A 19,290-nucleotide genomic window follows, 5' to 3' on the forward strand; every position below is an offset into this window, starting at 1 on the left:
TCACTGCTCGGCGGGGGCTTCCGCGGCGACCCGCTCGACGACGGGCTGCAGATCGCTCGCAAGCAGTTCGGTGAGGAAGACCGCCGCGACGCGGTGGTCACGGTCGAGGACGACGGTGGTGGGGACGACCGACGTCGGGTAGTTCGCTCCCAGCGCCAGCAGCGAGCGCATCGACGGGTCGTAGATCGACGGGTAGCCGACCCGGTTGTCGACGACGAAGTCCTGGGCCTTGTCGCGCTGGTTGTCGCGGACGTTGATGCCGAGGAACTGCACGCCCTGGTCCTCGGTGGCCTCGTAGACCTGTTCGAGGTCGTCGGCCTCGCTACGGCACGGGGCGCACCACTGGCCCCACACGTTGAGCACCACCACCTGGCCGGCGTAGTCGTCGAGCGAGATCGTCTCGCCCTCGTTCATCAGGTCCTCCCCCGAGAGCGTCCCGAGGGTGCCGCGCTCGGCGGGCGGGTCGTAGAAGATGCGGGTCTGACCGCCCGGCGAGACGAAGTCGAAGGTGCCGCCGGTGGCGACGGCGTCGTCGCCGGTGGCGCACGAGGTGAGGACGCCGCAGGCCAGCGCCGTCGCCGCCAGCGCCGCCCGTCGCGTGGCCCGGCGACTCATGCGCCGTGGACGGTCGGGTCCGAGGCCCCGGCCGGTTCGGAGTAGACGATGTCGACCAGGGTGTCGCCCTGGTACACCAGCGAGGTCAGCGATGCCAGGCTGCACTGCCGGTGCTGCGGGTTGTGCCACAGCCGTTCCCCCTCGAGGAAGCGGCGGAGGGTCCACACCGGAAGCTGATGGCTCACGCACACGGCTTCGCGGCCCACGGCGGCGACACGAGCGGCGTTGACCGCGGCCAGCATGCGGTGCGCGATCTGCAGGTAGGGCTCACCCCACGAGGGGGTGAACGGGTCGCGCAGCTTCCACCAGTGCCGCGGGCGGCGCAGCGCCCCGTCGCCGACGGCCACGCGCAGGCCCTCGAACTGGTTGCCCGCCTCGACGAGGTTCTCGTCCGTCGCCACCGGCAGGCCGTGCTTGTCCGCGATGGGCTGGGCGGTCTGCTGGGCCCGCTCGAGCGGGGAGGCGACGATGTGCGCGATGTCGTGGTCGGCGAGGGCCGAGGCCACCGACCGGGCCTGCGCCTCCCCGGTCACGGACAGCCGGAAGCCGGGCAGCCGGCCGTAGAGGATGCCGCTGGGGTTGTGCACCTCGCCGTGCCGGAGCACGTGCACGATGGTGCGGGTCTCGGACGGGGCAGGTTCGGTCACGTGGGAGTTCCTCGGGTGTGCGGCGGGTGTGGACGGCCTGGAAGGGGCGCGCTCAGGCGGTGGCGGCGGCCGCCGCCTTCGCGGCGTGCGGCAGTGCGTCGGCGATGCGGGAGAACGCGTCGTCGTCGAGCGCGGACGAGACGAACCACGTCTCGAACGCGCTCGGCGGGGCGTAGACGCCGTGGTCGAGCAGGGCATGGAAGAACGCCGGGAACCGCCACGTCTGCGCGGCCTTGGCCTGCGCGTAGTCGGTGACCGGCTCCTCGGTGAAGAACACGCTGAGCATGGTGCCGGCGAACTGGACCCGGTGGGCCACGCCCTCCGCCGTCAGCGCCTCACCGAGCATCCGTCCGAGGGTGGTGGCGTTGCGGTCGAGCGCGGCGTAGGCGTCGCTGTCGGCGGCGCGCAGGCTGGCGAGGCCGGCGGCGACGGCGACCGGATTGCCCGACAGGGTGCCGGCCTGGTAGACGGGCCCGGCCGGCGCGAGATGGGCCATCACGTCGGCGCGGCCGCCGAACGCGGCCGCGGGCAGTCCGCCGCTCATCACCTTGCCGAACGTCATGAGGTCACCGGCGACGCCGTCGATGCCGTACCACCCGGCCGGTCCCGCCCGGAACCCGGTCATCACCTCGTCCATGATCAGCAGCGCGCCGTGCTCGCGGGTCAGCTCGCGCAGACCGGCGTTGAAGCCGGGCAGCGGCGGGACGGTGCCCATGTTGCCGGCCGCGGCTTCGGTGATCACCGCCGCGATCTTCCCCGGTTCGGCCGCGAACGCCGCGCGCACCGCCTCGAGGTCGTTGTACGGCAGGACGATGGTGTCCTCGGCCTGGGCGCCCGTCACACCCGGCGACGTCGGCAGCCCGAAGGTGGCGACGCCGGAGCCGGCGTCGGCGAGCAGGGCGTCGACGTGACCGTGATAACAGCCCGCGAACTTGACGATCTTGGTCCGGCCGGTGAATCCGCGTGCCAGTCGCACCGCACTCATCGTCGCCTCGGTACCGGAGTTGACGAGCCGGACCTGCTCGACGGGCTCGATGCGGGCCACGATCTCCTCGGCGAGTTCCACCTCACCGGCGGTCGGCGCGCCGAACGACAGCCCGGTCGTGGCGGCACTGCGCACCGCGTCGACGACGGCCGGGTGCGCATGGCCGAGGATCATCGGCCCCCACGAACACACCAGGTCGACATACGAATTGCCGTCCACGTCGGTCAGGGTGCAGCCGGATGCGGAGGCGACGAAGCGCGGGGTGCCGCCGACCGATCCGAACGCGCGGACCGGCGAGTTCACACCCCCGGGAATCACCTTCGACGCCCGGTCGAACAGTGCGGTGGAAACGGAGTCGCGGGCGCGAGATGCATCGGGGGTCGCAGTCACGACCTCCAGTGTCCCAGTTTCGCGGGATTTGCCAAAAGGCGCGGGCCCTGCAACGGCGGTCGTTGCGGTAGGAATGTGACCATGGTCTCGTTCGACGACGTCCGTACCGCCCTCGCCGACCGGTTCCGGGTCGTCACCGCCGCGTTGTCCGCCGACGGTCGTGAGGTACTTCTCACCGGACCGGTGGACGTCGGCCTGGAGGTCGGCGGATTCGCGGTCGTCGAACTCGACGACGAGCGCCGTCTCGCCGTGCAGGTCCGCAGCGTGCGCATCGTCGAGCGCGAGGGCGCGGACGTCGACGTCGCCGTGGACGAACCGGGTCTGCCGGTGCGCTCCGTGCGCGGCCGCGCCATGGTGCGGACGCTGGCGGGGTCCGCGAGTGTGCTGGGCGTGTTCGGCGACGACCGGTTCGCCGCCACGGCGGAAGTCGCCCCGTTTCCCGAGCGGCATGTGCGCCCGGCCACCGCGGCCGAGACGGCGACGCTCGCGGCCGCCCTCACCGGCAGTCTCGACGTCGGCACCCTGCTGCACGCCCCGGCCGTGGCGGCGCGGCTGCACCCGGCGGGCTTCGCCCGGCACACCTTCATGTGCGGCCAGTCCGGCTCCGGCAAGACGTACACCACCGGCGCGGTCCTCGAGCGGCTGCTCGCCGCGACGACCCTGCCGATCGTGGTGCTCGACCCCAACTCCGACCACGTACACCTCGGCCGGCTGCGGGATCCGGAGGACGACTCCCCCGCCGCGCAGCGGCATCGCGGGGCCGCCACCGGAGTGCGGGTGGTACGGGCCCGCGGCACCGGCTCCGACCACCTGCTGTGCCTGGACCTGAGCGACCTTCCCCTCGTCGCGCAGGCGCTGCTGCTGCGCCTGGACCCGGTGCACGATCTCGACGAGTACTCGGCCCTGCGCCGCGTCACCGCTGCCCTCGACGCGCCCTACTCCGTCGCGGACGTGCGGTCCGCGGCGGCGGCGGACCCCGCGACGGAGCGTCTCGCGACCCGCATCGACAATCTGGGGATCGCGTCGTGGGAGCTGTGGCGGCGAGGGGAGGAACGCTCGGCCGCCGAACTCGACGTGCGCACGGGCCGGTGCTTCGTGATCGATCTCGGCAGTCTGAACAGCCCCGGGGAGCGCGCCGCGGTGTCCCTCGGGCTGCTGGGCCGGCTGTGGATGCTGCGACGGCGGCGCCTGCCGATGCTCGTCGTGGTGGACGAGGCCCACAACATCCTGCCGTCGGTCACGGCGGATCCGTTGTTGTCGAGCACCGCGGATCTGGGGGTGCTCATCGCCGGCGAGGGACGCAAGTTCGGGCTGCACCTGTTCGTGGCGACGCAGCGGCCGGGGAAGGTGCATCCGAACGTCGTCTCCCAGTGCGACAACCTGCTCCTGATGCGGATGAACGGCAGCACCGACATCGAGGAGCTGTCCCACCTGTTCTCCCACGTCCCCCCGGCGATGCTGCAACGCGCCACCACCTTCGGACTCGGCCAGGCACTGTTCGCCGGGCCGATCGCCCCGACTCCGCTGCTCGCGCGCGTCGGCACCCGGGTCAGTCCGGAAGGGGGCGCGGACGTGCCGACGGACTGGGCGCATGCCGCAGCCGATACCGACGTTCGCACATACCCACACGACGGGCTCGAATCGTCCTAATGTCGGTCCATGACGACCACAGCTGAGCACATCCGCATCACCCTGGACGGCGCGTGGCGGCAGGCACGCGAGCGGGCACGCACGGACCTGGACCGGCCCGAGTTCGCCCCGCACTACACACCGGACCTGGACGAGGCCCGGGCGATCACGCTGAAGCAGATGCGGATGCTCGCGGAATCCGGCTACGCCCGGGCGGGCTTCGCGAAAGCGGTGGGCGGCGGCGGCGACGCCGGCGGCGCGGTGGCGTCGATCGAGATGCTCGCCATGTCGGACCTGTCCCTGATGGTCAAGGCCGGTGTGCAGTGGGGTCTGTTCGGCGGCGCGATCGAGAATCTCGGCACGGCCCGGCACCACGACCGCTACATCGGCCCGCTCATCGATCTCGATCTGCTCGGCTGCTTCGCGATGACCGAGACCGGCCACGGCTCCGACGTCCAGTCGCTCGAGACGACGGCCTCGTACGACCCGGGCACCGAGGAGTTCGTCGTCCACTCCCCGACCCCGTCCTCGCGCAAGGACTACATCGGCGGGGCGGCACAGCACGCGACGGTCGCCGCGGTGTTCGCACAGCTGATCACCGGCGGCAAGTCCCAGGGCGTGCACTGCTTCGTCGTGCCGATCCGCGACGAGAACGGCGACGATCTGCCCGGGGTCACCACCTCCGACTGCGGCCACAAGGGTGGCCTGCCGGGCGTGGACAACGGCCGGATCATGTTCGACCACGTGCGGATTCCCCGGGAGAACCTGCTCAATCGGTACGCCGACGTCGAGCCCGACGGCACCTACGTCTCGGCGATCGAGAATCCGAACCGCCGCTTCTTCACCATGGTGGGCACGCTCGTGCGGGGCCGGGTCACCGTCGGCGGCTCGGCCGGTGCCGCGGCCCGCGTCGCGCTGTCGGTCGCCACGCGGTACGCGCTGCAGCGCCGCCAGTTCAGCGCCCCCGGCGACGAGAAGGAAGTGCTGCTGATGGACTATCTGGTCCATCAGCGCCGCCTGCTGCCGCTCATCGCCAAGTCGTATGCGCTGACCTTCGCGCAGAACGAGCTGATCTCCACCATGGACCGGATCCAGACCACGCCCGTCGAGGAGGTGGATCCGCAGGAGCAGCGTGAGCTCGAAGGCCGCGCCGCCGGGCTGAAGGTCGCCAACACCGCCCACGCGACGCGCGCCATCCAGGAGTGCCGTGAGGCCTGCGGCGGTGCCGGGTACATGGCCGAGAACCGGCTCACCGCGCTGAAGGCGGACACGGACGTGTTCACCACCTTCGAGGGCGACAACCACGTGCTGACCCAGCTCGTCGCCAAGGAACTCCTCACCGCCTACGCGGACGAGGTCCGCGGCATGAGCCCGGTGGAATGGATGAAGTTCGCCGCGGTCACGGTGTCGGACATCGTCAAGAAGCGCACCGCCGCCCAGCAGATCCTCCAGACGCTCGTCGACACCCGGAAGGACAACGAGGAGGACGGCAGCCTCTTCGATCGGGGCACGCAGATGGCAATGTTCGAGGACCGGGAACAATACCTGCTCTCGACGGCGGCGCGGCGACTGCAGGCCGCGTCGAACCGCGAGGAGAACCTGTTCGACGCCTTCAACTTCGTGCAGGACCACGTGCTGCACGCGGCGCGCGCCCACATCGACCGGGTCGTGCTCGAGGCGTTCGTCGCCGGGATCGAGTCGTGTCCCGACGAGGAGGCCCGCGAGCTGCTGTCGGACCTGTGCGATCTGTACGCGCTCAGCGTCATCGACGAGGACAAGGCCTGGTACATGGAGCACCGGCAGCTGTCGGTGGAACGGGCGAAGGCGGTGCTGCGCGGCATCAACGAGCGCTGCCGGACCCTGCGTCCCCACGTGACGACCCTCGTCGAGGGCCTCGGCGTGCCGGAGCACCTGCTCGGGTCGGCGATGCTCGACGGCCCGGGCACGGACGCCGGTCGCCTCGGCTGACCCGCCGGGCCGGGTGCGGGATTCAGACCAGTGCCAGCACCCGGCACGGCCCACCGGTGCCGCCGGCGTGCTTCGGCGCGCCGACGACGACGGTCGCGCCGCGTGGCGGCACGGCCGCGAGGTTCGCCATCGCCTCGATGCCGTAGCGGCCCGCGCCGAGCAACTCCACGTGGGCGCCGACCTCGCCCGACCGGTCGAGGCTCAGGGTGTCGACGCCGAGCCCCACGACGTTCCGTTCGTGCACGAGCATGCGCACGGCCTCGCGGTCGAAGCCCGGTGCGTGCGGGATGCGCAGTGCGTCGGCGTTGACGAAGCGGCCGGGGTCGGCGAGGCGGGCCTCCCATCCCGAGTGCATCGCGACGAAGGCGGCCGGCGGGATCGGGCCGTGTTGCCGCTCCCACGTCGCCACGTCGTCGACGGTGACCACCGCGTCGTCGTCCTGCGCGGCCTTGCCGGCGATGTCGACGACGGCGAGCGGGGCCACGAAGTCGCGCACCGGCAGCGCCTCGACGGTCGCGCCGCCGCGCACGATGTGGGCCGGGGCGTCGAGATGGGTGCCGGTGTGCTCCCACAGCGACATCACGTTGACGGCGAACCGTCCGGTGTCGAACGTGGCCACGGGACGCATCGCGAACCGCTCGTTGCCGGGCCACACCGGGAACTGCGGGGTCAGCGTGTGGGTCAGGTCGATCACCGCGTCGGCCCGCACGGCGGCCGTGTCCCCGCCGGCTCGTGCCGGCGCCGCGGCGGCGGTCGCCGCGCCCAGACCCGCGGCGCTCACGCCGAGGGCGGCGAGGAAGGACCGGCGGCCGAACCGCGGCCGGCCGTCCTCGATTTCGCGGTACACCCGGTCGAGCACGGTCGGTGAGCACATTCGTCTCGGCCTCTCAGTCGGCGGGTTCCACCAGCAGGACCCGGTCGTCGCGGCCGTTGTCCGTCGTGACGAGCAGCGCCCCGTCGGGTCGTGCGGTCACCGACCGCAGCCGGCCGAACCGCCCCTCGAGCGCCGTCGCGGTCTCGTCCACCGACCGGCCGTCGGCGGTGAGTTCGAGGAACAGCAGTTTCTCCTGCTGCTGGCTCGTGATCACCAGCGCGCCGTCCCAGCCCTGCCAGCCGGCGCCGGAGACGAACGTGCCGCCGGGAGTCGCGAGGGTGGGGGCACCGGAACTCCACACGGCCCCGATCGCTCCCGGCACGCGGGCCGGATCGGTCATGGGCACCGACTCGTCGTAGACGAACGGGAAGCGGTCGGGGCGGTACCCGTAGTTGCCGCCGGGCTGCAGGAGATTCACCTCGTCGTCGCGGACGGTGCCCTGCTCGACGGCATAGAGCTCGCCGCTCCCGGGACGCAGCGCCAGTCCCTGCACGTTGCGGTGCCCGAGAGTGAACACGGGGCTGCCCGGGTCGGGGTTTCCCGCCGCCGGGGTGCCGTCGGGATCGATGTGGAGCACCTTGCCGCCCAGGCTGTTCCGGTCCTGAGGCACCTGGGGGTGGGCGGTGTCGCCCGTCCCGACGAACAGCGACCCGTCGGGATGGGCGAGCAACCGGCACCCGCCGTGCCGGCCGCCCTGCCCGACCGGGATGCCGGCGAGCACCGTGGCGCCGCGGGTCAGCTCCGTCCATCCGGGATCGACCGTCCAGGACTGCACGCGGATGTCGGTGCCGTCGGGGCCGCGGTGGCCCTGACAGCTGTAGAGGGTCCGGCTCGTCCCGAAATCCGGTGCCAGCGCCAGACCCATCAGGCCGGTCTCGCCCTCGGCGTACAGGCCGGACAGGTCGGCGCGCACCTCCCGGATCCCACCGTCCGGATCCCGGACCACGAAGCGGCCCCGCCGTTCCCCGGTCAGGATCGTCCCGTCCGGAGCGGCGACGACGTCCCAGGGCTTGCTCAGCCCCTCCATCAGCGGCGTCACGGTCAGCTCGGGCAGCGCGCCCGCCTCGGGTGGCGCCGCGTGGGCGCTCGGCGTCCCGGCCGCGAGCACGCCGACTGCGATCGCCGCCGCACATCTCCCCGAGATTCGCACGCGCATCTCCTCGTCGTCGGATCCCGGCGATGCTACGGAAGACGATGCGCCGGACGGCGACGACACGCGCGGCGGCGTCAGATTCGTTCGGGTTCCGCTGCGGAGGCGTCCGCGGGTGCCGACCGGTTCCGGTGCGCGCGCGCCGGACCCGCGCGGCGCGCGGCGAGCACGCCGAGCACCGCCACGGCAGCGAACCCGAACAGCAGCAGCCGCGCCGAACGCACGTCGGACGGTTGTCCCGCGTTGACGAGGACTCCGGCCAGTGCTGCGCCGAACGCGTTCGCGATCAACTGGACGGTGTTGATCGCAGCGGACGCCTTGCCGCTGTCGCGCGGGTCGGCGACGGCGTTCATCGCGCCGACCGCGAGGTGCGGCCACGCGATGCCGATGCCCGCGCCCGCGACGACCAGTCCCGTGACCCACACCGTGACCGCAGCCGGTCCGGCCTCGTCACGCACGGCGGCCGCCATGAGCGCGAGACCGAGGCCGACGAGCACCGGAGCACTCACCACGGTTCGGGGCGCGGACGCCGAGGCGCTCGGGATCTCGCCGAGCGTCCACCCCACCGCGAGGGCGGCGCCGAGGAAGCCGGCGGCCAGCGGCGCGAGGCCGGCGAGGCGCTGCCCGAACAACGGGACGAACGTCTCGGCGGTCGAGACGACCGCCAGCACTGCGATCGTCAGGTACACCCAGCGCAGCCGGGCGGTGGTGAACGTCGCCGCCGGCAGGATGCCGTGCGGGCTGCGGCGGTCGACGGCGACGAACGCGACCACGGCGGCGGACGCGACCGCGAGCAGGGCGATCGTGGGCGCACCGCCGGTCACGACGGCGGCCACGCCGACCGCCAGGGCCGCGGCGGTGAGCAGGGCCAGCGAAACGAGCGGAATCCTGCCGGCAGCGCGCGATCCGCGGGCGTGCGCCGGCAGGGCGAACGGCACCGCGGCTGCGACCGCGAGCGTGCAGACCAGTAACGCGCCGAACGCCCATCGCCAGGCGTGGAACTGGGCGAACACGCCGCCGACGGCGGGTCCCGCGAAGGTCCCCACACCCCACATCGCCGATACGAGCGCCGCGGCGCGGCTCCAGAGACGTTCCGGCAGAGCACTGTTCAGTACTGCGTAGCCGAGTCCGGCGAGCAGGCCGCCACCGAGCCCCTGGACCGCCCGGCCCGCCAGCAGCGCCTCCATGGACGGTGCGAGCGCGCACACGAGGGTGCCGGCCGCGAAAGACCCGAGCCCCATGAGGTAGGCGCCCCGGGGTCCGCGGACGGCGAGGGTCCGGGCCACGGCCGTCGAGGAGATCACCGACGCGAGCAGGAACACCGTCGCCGTCCACGCGTAGTAGGCGTGGCCGCCGATCTCCTCGACCGCGGTCGGCAGCAGGCTCGTGGTGAGGTACACGTTGGTGGCGTAGAGGGCAACTCCGCCGGCGAGAACCGCTGCCGTACCGAGGTATTCGCGTCCGAGAAGTTCCGACCAGGCGCCGGCGCGAGTCGTGGATCCGTGCATGACGGTGACTGTAGAGTCTCAAGTGCACTCGAGATCAAGCGCGGGGAACGGAGTCGTGATGAGCCGCACGAGCGAAGAACTGCTGGCGATCGGTGAAGTCTCCCGGCGCACCGGAGCCGCCGTGTCTGCGATTCGCTACTACGAGTCGCTGGGACTCGTGACCGCACACCGCACCGCAGGCGGCACGCGCCGCTTCCCCCGGCACACGATCCGGCGCATCTCGATCATCCAGTTGGCGACCCGGTTCGGCATTCCGCTTGCCGAGGTGGCCGAGGTGTTCTCGGCGCTGCCGGCCGAACGGCCCCCGACCCGACGGGACTGGATGCGCATCTCGCGGGCGTGGCACGAGCGACTCGAGGAGCGCAAGCAGGCGATCGACCGGATGCAGCGCGAACTGGCGGGGTGCATCGGCTGCGGCTGCCTGTCGCTGCAGGCGTGCACACTGTTCAATCCGGGCGATCGGCTGGGCAAGGACGGCGCGGGCGCGCGGCGCGTCGACCCAGGGGCACGTTAGACGGGGGCGATTCGCAGCACCCTGTCGTCGGAGCCGTTGTCGGTGGTGACGAGGAGCGAGCCGTCGGGCAGTGGGGTGAGCGACCGCAGGCGCCCGTACTCCCCCTCGAGCAGGTCGGTCGATTCGGTCACGCTGCGGCCGTCCTCGGACAGGCGCAGCAGCAGCAGCTTCTCGTCCTGCTGGCTGCTGACGACGAGCGCGCCGGACCACGGGCCCCACCCCGGTCCGGCCGCGAACGCCAGCGCGGGGGTGGCGATGGTGGGCGACCCGGAACTCCACACCGCCGGGATCGCGCCGGGGACGCGCTCGGGATCGGTCATCGGCACCGACTCGTCGTACATTCCGGGTTCCCGGTCGGGTCGCCAGCCGTAGTTGCCGCCCGGCACGAGCAGGTTGACCTCGTCGTCGCGGCTGCTGCCCTGCTCGACCGCGTAGAGCCGCCCGGTGCCGGGCTGCAGCGCCAGCCCCTGCACGTTGCGGTGGCCGAGGGTGAACACCACGCTGCCCGGGTCGGGGTTGCCGGGGGCCGGCGACCCGTCGGGGTTCAGGTGCAGCACCTTGCCGCCGAGGCTGCCGGGGTCCTGCGGCGCCGTCGGGCGGGTGGCGTCGCCCGTGCCGATGTACAGGGTGCCGTCCGGGTGCGCGAGGATGCGGCAGCCGGCGTGGCGGCCGCCGCGCGCGACGGGCAGCCCCTCCACGACGGTGCGCTGCCGCGTCATGGTGGTCCAGCCGGGATCGACGGTCCAGGCGTAGACGCGGACGTCGTCGGGGTCGCGGTGTCCCTGGCACGTGTAGACGGTGCGGCTGACCCCGAAGTCGACGGCGAGCGCGACGCCCATGAGGCCGGTCTCCCCCACCGCGTACAGGTCCGACAGGTCGGCGCGCAGCTCCTCGACGCGCCCGTCGGGCCGGCGGACGACGAACCGGCCCGAGCGTTCACCGGTCAGCAACGTCCCGTCGGGGGCCTGCACCACGTCCCACGGATGGTCGAGACCGTCGACGACGGTGGTGACGGTGACCCGCGGCGGGGTTCCCGCGTCGGGGACCGCGGTGGGTGCGCCCGAGAGCACCGTCCGCGCGGGCTCCTCCGACGCGCACGCGGTCAGCGCGCAGGCCAGCGCCGCAGCGCACAGTCCGTGGGCGATCCGCATGCCGATCGGCTCCTCGGTGGTCAGGGTTTGAGGACGAGGCGCGCTATGGCGTCCGAGGCCTCCTGGATCTTCGCGTCGGCCTCGGGTCCGCCCTGCCGGGCGGCGTCGACGACGCAGCCGGCCAGGTGCGCGTCGAGCAGCTTGAGCGAGACCGTCTGCAGGGCCTTGGTGACGGCGGAGACCTGGGTCAGGACGTCGATGCAGTAGCGGTCGTCCTCGATCATCCGGGCGATGCCCGCGACCTGCCCCTCGATGCGGCGCAGGCGCTTGAGCAGGTCCTCCTGGTGCGGGGTGTATCCGGCCATACTCGTATCGTACCCCTAGGGGGTATTAGAGCAAGGGCGGATCGGCGCGCTCGGCCAGCACCGCCTCGAGTTCGGACCGCAGCCGTTCGTGGTCCCGGGCCCACGCCCGCACCAGGGCGCCACCCCGCAACCGCAGGCCGACGGCCGTCCGGCCCCGCGGCACGTTCGCCAGCTCCCCCAACGGCCGGGCGGTCTCCCACCGCTCGGGATCCCGGGCCCGGGGATCGGCCGCGGACAGCACCGCCTCGATCTCCTCGAGCGGCAGTTCCTCGGTCCCGAGGCGCAGCGTCTTCGCGGTCAGCTCCACGCTCACGTGCCGCCGGGCCGCGACGACCATCACGTACGCGAAGCCGCTGAGCACCAGAGCGATCACCGGCAGTGCGACCCAGTGCACCACCGGCCCGGTCGCCAGTTCGACGACGAGCGCGACGAGGCACAGCACCGGCCCGAACGCCACGGTGCGCCAACGGCCACCGGGCTCGTGGAAGCGGGGCTCGGCCGACTCGTTCACGTCGTGATCAGGCGCTGAGCATGCCCGGAACGACGACCAGCACCAGCGTCACCACGCCCAGGACGGCGATGAGGCCGATCAGGACCAGCTCACGACGACGACCGTAGGGCCGGGGCTCCACCTGCATGAAAGTCCTCTTCGCTCGTCGGAAACGACCGCGCGGGCCGTGGGTCGTCAGACACCGTACTCCGCGCGCTCGTCGGGTCAGCTCGGGGGCAACCGGAGGAAGTACAGATTCGGCTCGCGGCGGTGCATGAGCACGATCGCCCCGACCGAACACACCCCCTGCAGGATGCTCACCAGACCGATCACGAGGCCGGCACCGCCGCCCAGCGCACCCACGCCGAACACCGTCGGGATCGCCGTGACGGTCAGGAAGACACCGATCATCGTGAGCAGCATGCGCGCCCAGTTCCGGCCGCGCCGCATCGCGAAGGCCACGAGCAGGAACAGGCCGGTGAACACGAGCCCCAGGACGGCGGTGATGCCGAATCCCAACGGCAGCAACGATTCCACCGTCTCGCGCGGCATGTCCACCGGTGGCGTCTGCCGGGCCAGTTCCGCCGTCATCTGGTCGACGAACTCGTCCCGGCGCTCCCACATCAGCAGCACACTCGCGCCGAGGTACACCAACCCCAGGACCGCGACCGCGCACCACAACTGGAACGCGGTCTCGACGTCCACGGGAGTGGGGCGCCGCTGCGCCGGTGCCGGCCCGGGCGGGGTGTCCGGCGGCCCGGGCCACTGCGACGGTTCGGGCGTGCTCACGAGAGCCGGCCCGCGACCTCGGCCGCCCAGTACGTGAGCACGATGTCGGCACCGGCGCGGCGGATGCTCGTCAGCGACTCCAGGATCGCCGTATCCCGGTCGATCCAGCCGTTCTGCGCGGCAGCGGTGATCATCGCGTACTCGCCCGAGATCTGATACGCCGCGACGGGCACGTCCGAGCGGTCGGCGACCTCGCGCAGCACGTCGAGGTACGACATCGCGGGTTTGACCATCACCAGGTCGGCGCCCTCGGCGAGATCGAGATCGACCTCGCGCAGCGCCTCCCGGCGGTTCGCCGGATCCTGCTGGTAGGTGCGCCGGTCGCCCTCGAGCGAGGACCCCACCGCGTCCCGGAACGGCCCGTAGAACGCGGAGGCGTACTTCGCGGAATACGCGATCTGCCCCACGTCCTGATGCCCCGCGGCGTCGAGCGCCGCGCGGATAGACGCGACCTGACCGTCCATCATCCCGCTCGGACCGAGCAGGTGCGCGCCGGCCTCGGCCTGCGCGACGGCCATCTCCGCGTACCGCTCGAGGGTGGCGTCGTTGTCCACCGCACCCGAGGCGCCCAGGACGCCGCAGTGACCATGGTCGGTGAACTCGTCGAGGCACGTGTCGGCCATCAGGACCGTCGCATCGCCGAGTTCGGCGCGCAGGTCCCGCAGCGCACGGTTGAGCACGCCGTCGGGGTCGGTGCCGCCCGAGCCGCGGGCGTCCTTGTCCTCGGCTCGCGGCACGCCGAAGAGCATCAGCCCACCCACACCGGCTTCGACCGCCGCGGTCGCCGCGGCGGGCAGCGAATCGGGGGTGTGCTGGTACACACCGGGCATCGACGGGATCTCTCGCGGCGCGTCGAGGCCGTCGGCGACGAACATCGGCAGCACCAGATGCCGCGGCTCGAGGGAGGTTTCGGCAACCAGCCGGCGCATGGCCGGGGTGGTGCGCAGCCTGCGGGGACGGACATCGGGATACATCGGCGGACTCACCTTCCGGGCAAGCCGTGCGCGGTTCCGGTAGCGGGGGCTACCGGAACCGCGCACGGGGGTCAGCGGCGGGCGCGGGACTTCTTGCGGGGCGGCGGCAATGCGCCCTCGGCCCGCAGCCGGGCGGCGTGCTCGGCGAGCGCCTCCACCAGGGGACCGATCTGCGCGGTCTCCGGCTGCACGTCCACCCGCAGCCCGAACTCGATCGCGGTCTCCGCGGTCTTCGGCCCGATGCACGCGACGATGGTGCGCGCGTGCGGCTTACCCGCGATACCCACGAGGTTGCGGACCGTCGACGACGAGGTGAAGCACACCGCGTCGAACCCACCGGTCTTGATCATCTCGCGGGTCTCGGCCGGCGGCGGTGCCGCCCGCACCGTGCGGTAGGCAGTCACGTCGTCGATCTCCCAGCCCCGCTCGCGCAGGCCCTCCGCGAGGGTCTCGGTGGCGATGTCGGCGCGCGGCAGCAGCACCCGGTTGACGGGATCGAAAACGTCGTCGTACGGGGCGAATTCGGCCAGCAGCCCCTCGCTGGACTGTTCGCCCGAGGGCACCAGCTCGGGGGTGATCCCGAACGAGCGCACCTTGTCCGCGGTCGCCTGCCCGACACACGCGATCTTCACACCCGAGAAGGCGCGAGCGTCGAGGCCGAACGCCTCGAACTTCTCCCACACCGCGCGCACCGCGTTCGTGGAGGTGAACACCACCCACTGGTAGCGGCCGTCCACGAGTCCCTTGACGGCCCGCTCCATCTGGGCCGGACTGCGGGGCGGCTCCACCGCGATGGTCGGTACCTCGATCGGGATCGCTCCGTGCGTGACGAGCCGCTCGCTCATCTCCCCGGCCTGCTCCTTGGTGCGCGGCACCAGCACCGTCCACCCGTACAGGGCGCGGGACTCCCACCACGAGAGTTTGCCGCGCTGCGAGACGATCTTGCCGACGGTGACGACGAGCGGACCGACGAGCTCGGAACCGGCGTCGTTGAGCGTGGCGAGGGTGGCTTCGACGGTGCGCTGCTGCCGGGTCGTGCCACGGACGGTGATCGCCGCCGGGGTCTGCGGCGCGAGCCCGTGCTCGACGAGGGCGCTCGCAGTCTCCGCGAGATGACCGGACGTGGCGTGCAGCACCAGCGGGCCGGGCGCGGCGGCGAGCGCCGCCCAGTCCACCTCGCCGCGCACGTCGACCTCGGTGTGGCACGAGCCCAGCGCCATACCGGCGTAGCTCGGCACGGCCGAGCCGGGGGTCAGCCCCGGCAGGACCTCGAACACCACCTGGGTGCGGGCGACGGCGTTGACCTCGGCGATCACCGAGTCGGTGGTCAGCGGGTCGCCGGCGACGAGGCGCACGACATCGTGGCCGTTCTTCGCCTCCGCGACGAGGGTTTTGGCGACCTCGGTGGGCTCGCCCAGCGCGGGACGCACCTCGGCGACGGGCTCCCCGGTCTCCGCGTCCCGGCCGGCGGTGGTGCCGACGAGCGCCACCACCCCCCTGTCGACGTCGGGGTCGGTGAAGGCGATCGTCGCGCCCGCGAGCACGTCGCGGGCACGCACGGTCAGCAGAGCCGGGTCGCCCGGCCCAGCTCCCACGAACAGGATCCGTCCGGGATTGTGCTTACGGACTCGGCTCATCGGTCATTCTCCAGTGCGGTCGAATCTGCGGTAAAGGGAAACCTGGGGTGCGGGCGGACGGCGTCAAACATCGGCCGTGCCCTGTTCCGGCGCGTCGTCCCCCCGGCTGGTCATCAGCTCACGCGCACCGAGATCGAGCAACTCGCGAGCCACCGCCCGGCCCAGTTCCTCCGCGCGCGCGGTGGCGCCGACGGCGCTCGCGCGCAGCACATCCGAGCCGTCGAGGGCGGCGGCGCAGCCGCGCACGGACAGTTCCTCGATCACGCGGCCGTCGTCGTCGAGGGATTCGACGACCTCGGCAACGGCCCCGACGGGGGCGGTGCAGCCGGCCTCGAGCTCCGCGAGCAGCGCCCGCTCGGCGACGACTGCCGCGCGGCTGGCGCGGTCGTCGAGACCGGCGAGGATCTCGATCAGTGCGGTGTCCTCCGCGCGGCATTCGACCGCGAGAGCACCCTGGGAGGGCGCCGGCAGCATCTGCACCGGTTCGAGGGACTCGGTGATCCGGTCGAGGCGGCCGATACGCGAAAGTCCCGCGCGCGCAATGACGATGGCGTCCAGTTCGCCGGACGCGACCTTCCCGAGCCGGGTGTCGATGTTCCCGCGCAGCGGCCGGATGTCGAGGCCCAGACCCATGGCGGCGAGCTGGGCACGCCGCCGCGGCGCGGAGGTGCCCACCCGCGAGCCCGGCGGCAGCTCGCCGAGGACCAGCCCGTCGCGGGCGACGAGCGCGTCGCGCGGATCCTCACGCGGCGGCACGGCGGCGATCACCAGTCGCGGATCCTGCGCGGTCGGAAGGTCCTTGTACGAATGCACGGCCAGGTCGACGTCGCCGGCGAGCAGCGCCTCACGCAGCTCGGCGGTGAAGACGCCGACGCCGATCCGCTCGACCGGGCCCGCGGTGACGTCACCCTTGGTGGTGATGACGACCAGTTCGGCGGGATGGCCGGCGGCGATCAGCGCATCCCGGACGGTGCCCGCCTGCGTCGTCGCCAGCAGGCTGCCGCGCGTTCCGATCCGCAGCGTGCGGCTGCCGGTTCCGGCTTCGATCCGGGTGTCCGATGCGACCTCGGCGCTCATGCCTGCCTTTCCTCTCGAGAAGCTCCCAGTGCTCCGGGCGACTGCTTCCGGGGCGACCGCAGCTCCGTGGTGACGGCCGGATCCAGCGCGGCCGACAGGTCGGTCGCGCCGGTCACGTCGGGAAGAGCACCGAGTTCCTTCGCCACCGGGGTGGCGACGGCCTCGGCGGCACCCGGCCGCAATTCGAACAGCTCGCGCAGCGCCTCGGCGTACTGGTCGCCGCCCGGGGTGGACGCCAGCTGCTTGACCCGCACCGTCGGCGCGTGCAGCAGCTTGTCGACGACGCGGCGCACCGTGCGGGCCACCTCGCCGCGCTGGCCGTCGTCGAGCCCCGGCAACCGGGACTCGAGCCGCAGCAGTTCGCCCTCGACGACCTCGGCGGCGCGCTGACGCAGCGCGGTGACGGTGGGGGTGACCTCGGCCAGACGCTGGGAGGCGAGATAGTCGGCGAGTTCGGCGGCCACGATCGAACGCGCGGCGTCCGTATCGGAGGCGGCGGCGCCGGCCGCGGGATCGCGCTGCAGCGACTCCATGTCGAAGACGGTGACGCCGGGCAGACCCGAGACGGCCGGCTCCACGTCGCGCGGCAGGCCGAGATCGCAGATCACCAGCGGACGGGTGCCGCGCTCGGGCTGGGCGAGGGCCCGGTGTGCGTCGGCGAGAGTGACGACCGTACCGACCGCACCCGTGCAGGTGACGGCCACATCGGCCTGCGACAACGCGGCCGCGAGCCGGTCGAACGGCAGCACGTCGGCCTCGATGCCGTTGCCGCGGGCGGTCTCGGCGAGCCGCTCGGCGCGCTCCCGGGTCCGGTTGACCACCACGATGCGCGCGATCCCGGCGCGGGTGAGGTGCGCGACGGCGAGCCCGCCCATCGCGCCCGCACCGATCACGGCGGCGGTGCGGCCGGCCAGACCGTCGAGCACGGTCGCCGCCTTGTCCAGCGCCACCGACACCACGGACGCACCCGCCGCGTCGATGCCGGTCTCGGTGTGCACTCGCTTGCCCACGCGCAGCGCCTGCTGAGCCAGCTCGTGCAGGGCCCGGCCGGCAGCCTGCTGAGCGTCGGCACTCGCGTAGGCGGTACGGATCTGGCCGAGGATCTGCTGCTCACCGACCACCATCGAGTCCAGGCCGCTGGCCACGGCGAACAGGTGCTCGGCGGCCGCCTCGCTGTAGCGCACGTACGCGTGCTTGTGCAGATCCACGAGGGTCAGACCCGAGTGCTCGGCCATGAGCTCGCTCACGTCGGCCAGCGCGCCGTGGAACGCGTCGACCACCGCGTAGATCTCCACCCGGTTGCAGGTGGAGACGATCATCGCCTCCGAGATGTGGCCGGAGGCCATCATCTTGTCGGTGAGCTTGGGTCGGTCGGTGTCGGTGACGGCCACCTTTTCGAGCACCGAGACGGGCGCGGTCCTGTGCGAGACCCCGACGAGGAGAACACTCACGGCGCAATCACCGATCCGTTTCTTGTCGCTGCCGAGGCCACTGGGCTCGGCGTTCCTGATGCGGTGAATCCGGTCGCGCCCGGCGCGGTACGCCCGGTCGCGCTCGGCGCGGTGCGCCCGGTCGCGCTCGGCGCGGTGCGCCCGGTCGCGCTCGGCGCGGTGCGCCCGGTCGCGCTCGCTCTCTGGGCGGTGAGCCGGGACGCGCCGGTCGCGGCCCGTCGTGCTTCGCCCGACGCGACCCGGCGGATGTCGGGCAGACCGGCGCGACCGCCGTCCACCGGCGTGTCGTTGCGGGCGCTGTGAAACGAGAGGACCTGCATTTCCACGGACAGATCGACCCGCCGGACCTCGACATGGTCGGGTACCTCGAGCGGTGCCGCGGCGAAGCTCAGCACGGACCGGACGCCGGACCGCACCAGCAGGTCGCATACGCCCTGAGCAGCGTCGTCCGGGGTCGCGATCACGCCGATCGTGGCGGCGAGTTCGCGGGCGGCCGCTTCGAGCCCGTCGACGTGCCGGATGGTCAGGTTGCCCACCCGGGTGCCCACCCGCGCCGGGTCGGCGTCGAACAGTCCGGCCATCGTGAAGCCGCGGCGGTCGAACCCTGCGTAGCCGGCCAGTGCGCGACCGAGATTGCCGACGCCGACGAGGACCACGCGGTGTCCCCGGTCGAGGCCGAGCGCGTTCTCGATGCGGGCCTGCAGGCGCAGCACGTCGTACCCGACGCCACGCACCCCGTTGGGGCCGAGGAAGGACAGATCCTTGCGGAGTTTCGCGGAACCGACCCCGGATGCGGTGGCGAGTTCCTCGCTCGAGACGATGAGCGTGCCCTCGTCGGCGAGCATTCCGAGGACCCGCAGGTACGTCGCGAGACGCGTCACAGTAGCCTGGGGGATGTCCCGCACGGGGACACCGGGAGACGCACCCCCGTCGACTTCGGCGACGCCGCCGCGGGCGGCATCGCCCTGCGGGGGGTGCAGCTCTGTCACGTTCGTGGCTCCTCGTCCGGCCGACGGGTACACGTCGGTCCTCACGGTGATCCGGGGGATTCGTTCACACCACGGTAACCGCTTGTGAAGCCCTGCACAAAGTTGCTCGAACGGCCCCGAATGTGCTTCTCACCTGCACCACGGTTC

Annotated in this window: 18 protein-coding genes; 3 read left to right on the forward strand and 15 right to left on the reverse strand. The window is 72.4% G+C overall.

Translation table 11 applies throughout. From position 1 onward, the window contains the following. The 3 genes from F1734_RS20015 to hemL are packed head-to-tail and all read right to left on the reverse strand — an operon-like array spanning position 1 to position 2,637. A complete protein-coding gene (locus tag F1734_RS20015) occupies positions 1-615 on the reverse strand; it encodes a TlpA disulfide reductase family protein (RefSeq protein WP_040271939.1) in 615 nt (204 codons plus the stop codon). Continuing rightward, positions 612-1,262: a histidine phosphatase family protein gene (locus tag F1734_RS20020; RefSeq protein ID WP_003937572.1), complete on the reverse strand. Its 651-nt coding sequence runs from the start codon at positions 1,260-1,262 to the stop codon at positions 612-614. Before F1734_RS20020 ends, F1734_RS20015 begins: the two co-directional genes overlap by 4 nt. A gap of 52 nt (positions 1,263-1,314) precedes the next feature. After that, a complete protein-coding gene (gene hemL / locus F1734_RS20025) occupies positions 1,315-2,637 on the reverse strand; it encodes a glutamate-1-semialdehyde 2,1-aminomutase (protein WP_010592064.1) in 1,323 nt (440 codons plus the stop codon). Between the two features lie 81 nt (positions 2,638-2,718). Between hemL and F1734_RS20030 the strand changes: the two genes are divergently transcribed. Both F1734_RS20030 and F1734_RS20035 read left to right on the forward strand, forming a co-directional pair. Further along, a complete protein-coding gene (locus F1734_RS20030; RefSeq protein WP_010592065.1) occupies positions 2,719-4,287 on the forward strand; it encodes an ATP-binding protein in 1,569 nt (522 codons plus the stop codon). A 9-nt stretch (positions 4,288-4,296) separates the two neighbouring features. Beyond that, positions 4,297-6,234, forward strand: coding sequence for an acyl-CoA dehydrogenase family protein (locus F1734_RS20035; RefSeq protein ID WP_017680041.1), 1,938 nt, complete (start codon positions 4,297-4,299; stop codon positions 6,232-6,234). Positions 6,235-6,256: 22 nt separating this feature from the next. Here F1734_RS20035 and F1734_RS20040 read toward each other — a convergent pair whose 3' ends face one another. From F1734_RS20040 to F1734_RS20050, 3 genes are all read right to left on the reverse strand, one after another. Then, positions 6,257-7,108 (reverse strand): cyclase family protein, encoded by an 852-nt coding sequence (locus F1734_RS20040; protein WP_203010958.1) that lies wholly within the window; start codon positions 7,106-7,108, stop codon positions 6,257-6,259. 13 nt (positions 7,109-7,121) lie between these two features. After that, the gene (locus tag F1734_RS20045; protein ID WP_202637480.1) at positions 7,122-8,264 is read right to left on the reverse strand and encodes a PQQ-dependent sugar dehydrogenase; all 1,143 of its coding nucleotides are present in this window, start codon (positions 8,262-8,264) and stop codon (positions 7,122-7,124) included. 71 nt (positions 8,265-8,335) lie between these two features. Then, positions 8,336-9,766, reverse strand: a complete 1,431-nt coding sequence (locus tag F1734_RS20050; protein ID WP_203010960.1) for an MFS transporter — start codon at positions 9,764-9,766, stop codon at positions 8,336-8,338. 58 nt (positions 9,767-9,824) lie between these two features. On the opposite strand from F1734_RS20050, the gene soxR reads away from it, so the two are divergent. Next, positions 9,825-10,280: a redox-sensitive transcriptional activator SoxR gene (soxR, locus tag F1734_RS20055; protein ID WP_010592070.1), complete on the forward strand. Its 456-nt coding sequence runs from the start codon at positions 9,825-9,827 to the stop codon at positions 10,278-10,280. On the opposite strand, the gene F1734_RS20060 is transcribed toward soxR, so the two are convergent. From F1734_RS20060 to F1734_RS20100, 9 genes are all read right to left on the reverse strand, one after another. Then, entirely contained in the window at positions 10,277-11,431 is a 1,155-nt protein-coding gene (locus F1734_RS20060) for a PQQ-dependent sugar dehydrogenase (protein ID WP_010592071.1), read from the reverse strand. The genes soxR and F1734_RS20060 overlap by 4 nt on opposite strands. Positions 11,432-11,451: 20 nt before the next feature. Next, positions 11,452-11,736, reverse strand: coding sequence for a metal-sensitive transcriptional regulator (locus F1734_RS20065; RefSeq protein WP_003937563.1), 285 nt, complete (start codon positions 11,734-11,736; stop codon positions 11,452-11,454). 25 nt (positions 11,737-11,761) lie between these two features. Continuing rightward, a complete protein-coding gene (locus tag F1734_RS20070) occupies positions 11,762-12,247 on the reverse strand; it encodes a DUF3093 family protein (RefSeq protein WP_010592072.1) in 486 nt (161 codons plus the stop codon). Positions 12,248-12,451: 204 nt separating this feature from the next. Next, positions 12,452-13,015, reverse strand: a complete 564-nt coding sequence (locus F1734_RS20075) for a hypothetical protein (RefSeq protein WP_010592073.1) — start codon at positions 13,013-13,015, stop codon at positions 12,452-12,454. Further along, a complete protein-coding gene (gene hemB / locus F1734_RS20080) occupies positions 13,012-13,989 on the reverse strand; it encodes a porphobilinogen synthase (RefSeq protein ID WP_010592074.1) in 978 nt (325 codons plus the stop codon). The genes F1734_RS20075 and hemB overlap by 4 nt, the downstream gene beginning before the upstream one ends. A 71-nt stretch (positions 13,990-14,060) precedes the next feature. After that, a complete protein-coding gene (locus tag F1734_RS20085) occupies positions 14,061-15,626 on the reverse strand; it encodes a bifunctional uroporphyrinogen-III C-methyltransferase/uroporphyrinogen-III synthase (protein ID WP_010592075.1) in 1,566 nt (521 codons plus the stop codon). A gap of 63 nt (positions 15,627-15,689) precedes the next feature. Further along, complete coding sequence (gene hemC / locus F1734_RS20090; protein ID WP_010592076.1) at positions 15,690-16,703, reverse strand: hydroxymethylbilane synthase; 1,014 nt, start codon at positions 16,701-16,703, stop codon at positions 15,690-15,692. Continuing rightward, positions 16,700-18,154: a glutamyl-tRNA reductase gene (locus tag F1734_RS20095; protein WP_010592077.1), complete on the reverse strand. Its 1,455-nt coding sequence runs from the start codon at positions 18,152-18,154 to the stop codon at positions 16,700-16,702. The genes hemC and F1734_RS20095 overlap by 4 nt, the downstream gene beginning before the upstream one ends. Beyond that, positions 18,151-19,143 carry a redox-sensing transcriptional repressor Rex gene (locus F1734_RS20100; protein ID WP_082900274.1) on the reverse strand — a complete coding sequence of 331 codons (993 nt, stop codon included), beginning with the start codon at positions 19,141-19,143 and terminating at the stop codon, positions 18,151-18,153. The genes F1734_RS20095 and F1734_RS20100 overlap by 4 nt, the downstream gene beginning before the upstream one ends. Positions 19,144-19,290 lie beyond the last annotated feature (147 nt).

The organism is Rhodococcus ruber (assembly GCF_016804345.1).
Classification (GTDB): Bacteria; Actinomycetota; Actinomycetes; order Mycobacteriales; family Mycobacteriaceae; genus Rhodococcus; species Rhodococcus ruber.

Bases quoted from the DNA above. Each gene is read 5' to 3' on its own strand.
- F1734_RS20015 (WP_040271939.1), bottom strand. From the start codon at position 615: ATGAGTCGCCGGGCCACGCGACGGGCGGCGCTGGCGGCGACGGCGCTG.
- F1734_RS20030 (WP_010592065.1), top strand. From the start codon at position 2,719: ATGGTCTCGTTCGACGACGTCCGTACCGCCCTCGCCGACCGGTTCCGG.
- F1734_RS20035 (WP_017680041.1), top strand. From the start codon at position 4,297: ATGACGACCACAGCTGAGCACATCCGCATCACCCTGGACGGCGCGTGG.
- F1734_RS20040 (WP_203010958.1), bottom strand. From the start codon at position 7,108: ATGTGCTCACCGACCGTGCTCGACCGGGTGTACCGCGAAATCGAGGAC.
- F1734_RS20045 (WP_202637480.1), bottom strand. From the start codon at position 8,264: ATGCGCGTGCGAATCTCGGGGAGATGTGCGGCGGCGATCGCAGTCGGC.
- F1734_RS20050 (WP_203010960.1), bottom strand. From the start codon at position 9,766: ATGCACGGATCCACGACTCGCGCCGGCGCCTGGTCGGAACTTCTCGGA.
- soxR (WP_010592070.1), top strand. From the start codon at position 9,825: ATGAGCCGCACGAGCGAAGAACTGCTGGCGATCGGTGAAGTCTCCCGG.
- F1734_RS20060 (WP_010592071.1), bottom strand. From the start codon at position 11,431: ATGCGGATCGCCCACGGACTGTGCGCTGCGGCGCTGGCCTGCGCGCTG.
- F1734_RS20065 (WP_003937563.1), bottom strand. From the start codon at position 11,736: ATGGCCGGATACACCCCGCACCAGGAGGACCTGCTCAAGCGCCTGCGC.
- hemB (WP_010592074.1), bottom strand. From the start codon at position 13,989: ATGTATCCCGATGTCCGTCCCCGCAGGCTGCGCACCACCCCGGCCATG.
- F1734_RS20085 (WP_010592075.1), bottom strand. From the start codon at position 15,626: ATGAGCCGAGTCCGTAAGCACAATCCCGGACGGATCCTGTTCGTGGGA.
- hemC (WP_010592076.1), bottom strand. From the start codon at position 16,703: ATGAGCGCCGAGGTCGCATCGGACACCCGGATCGAAGCCGGAACCGGC.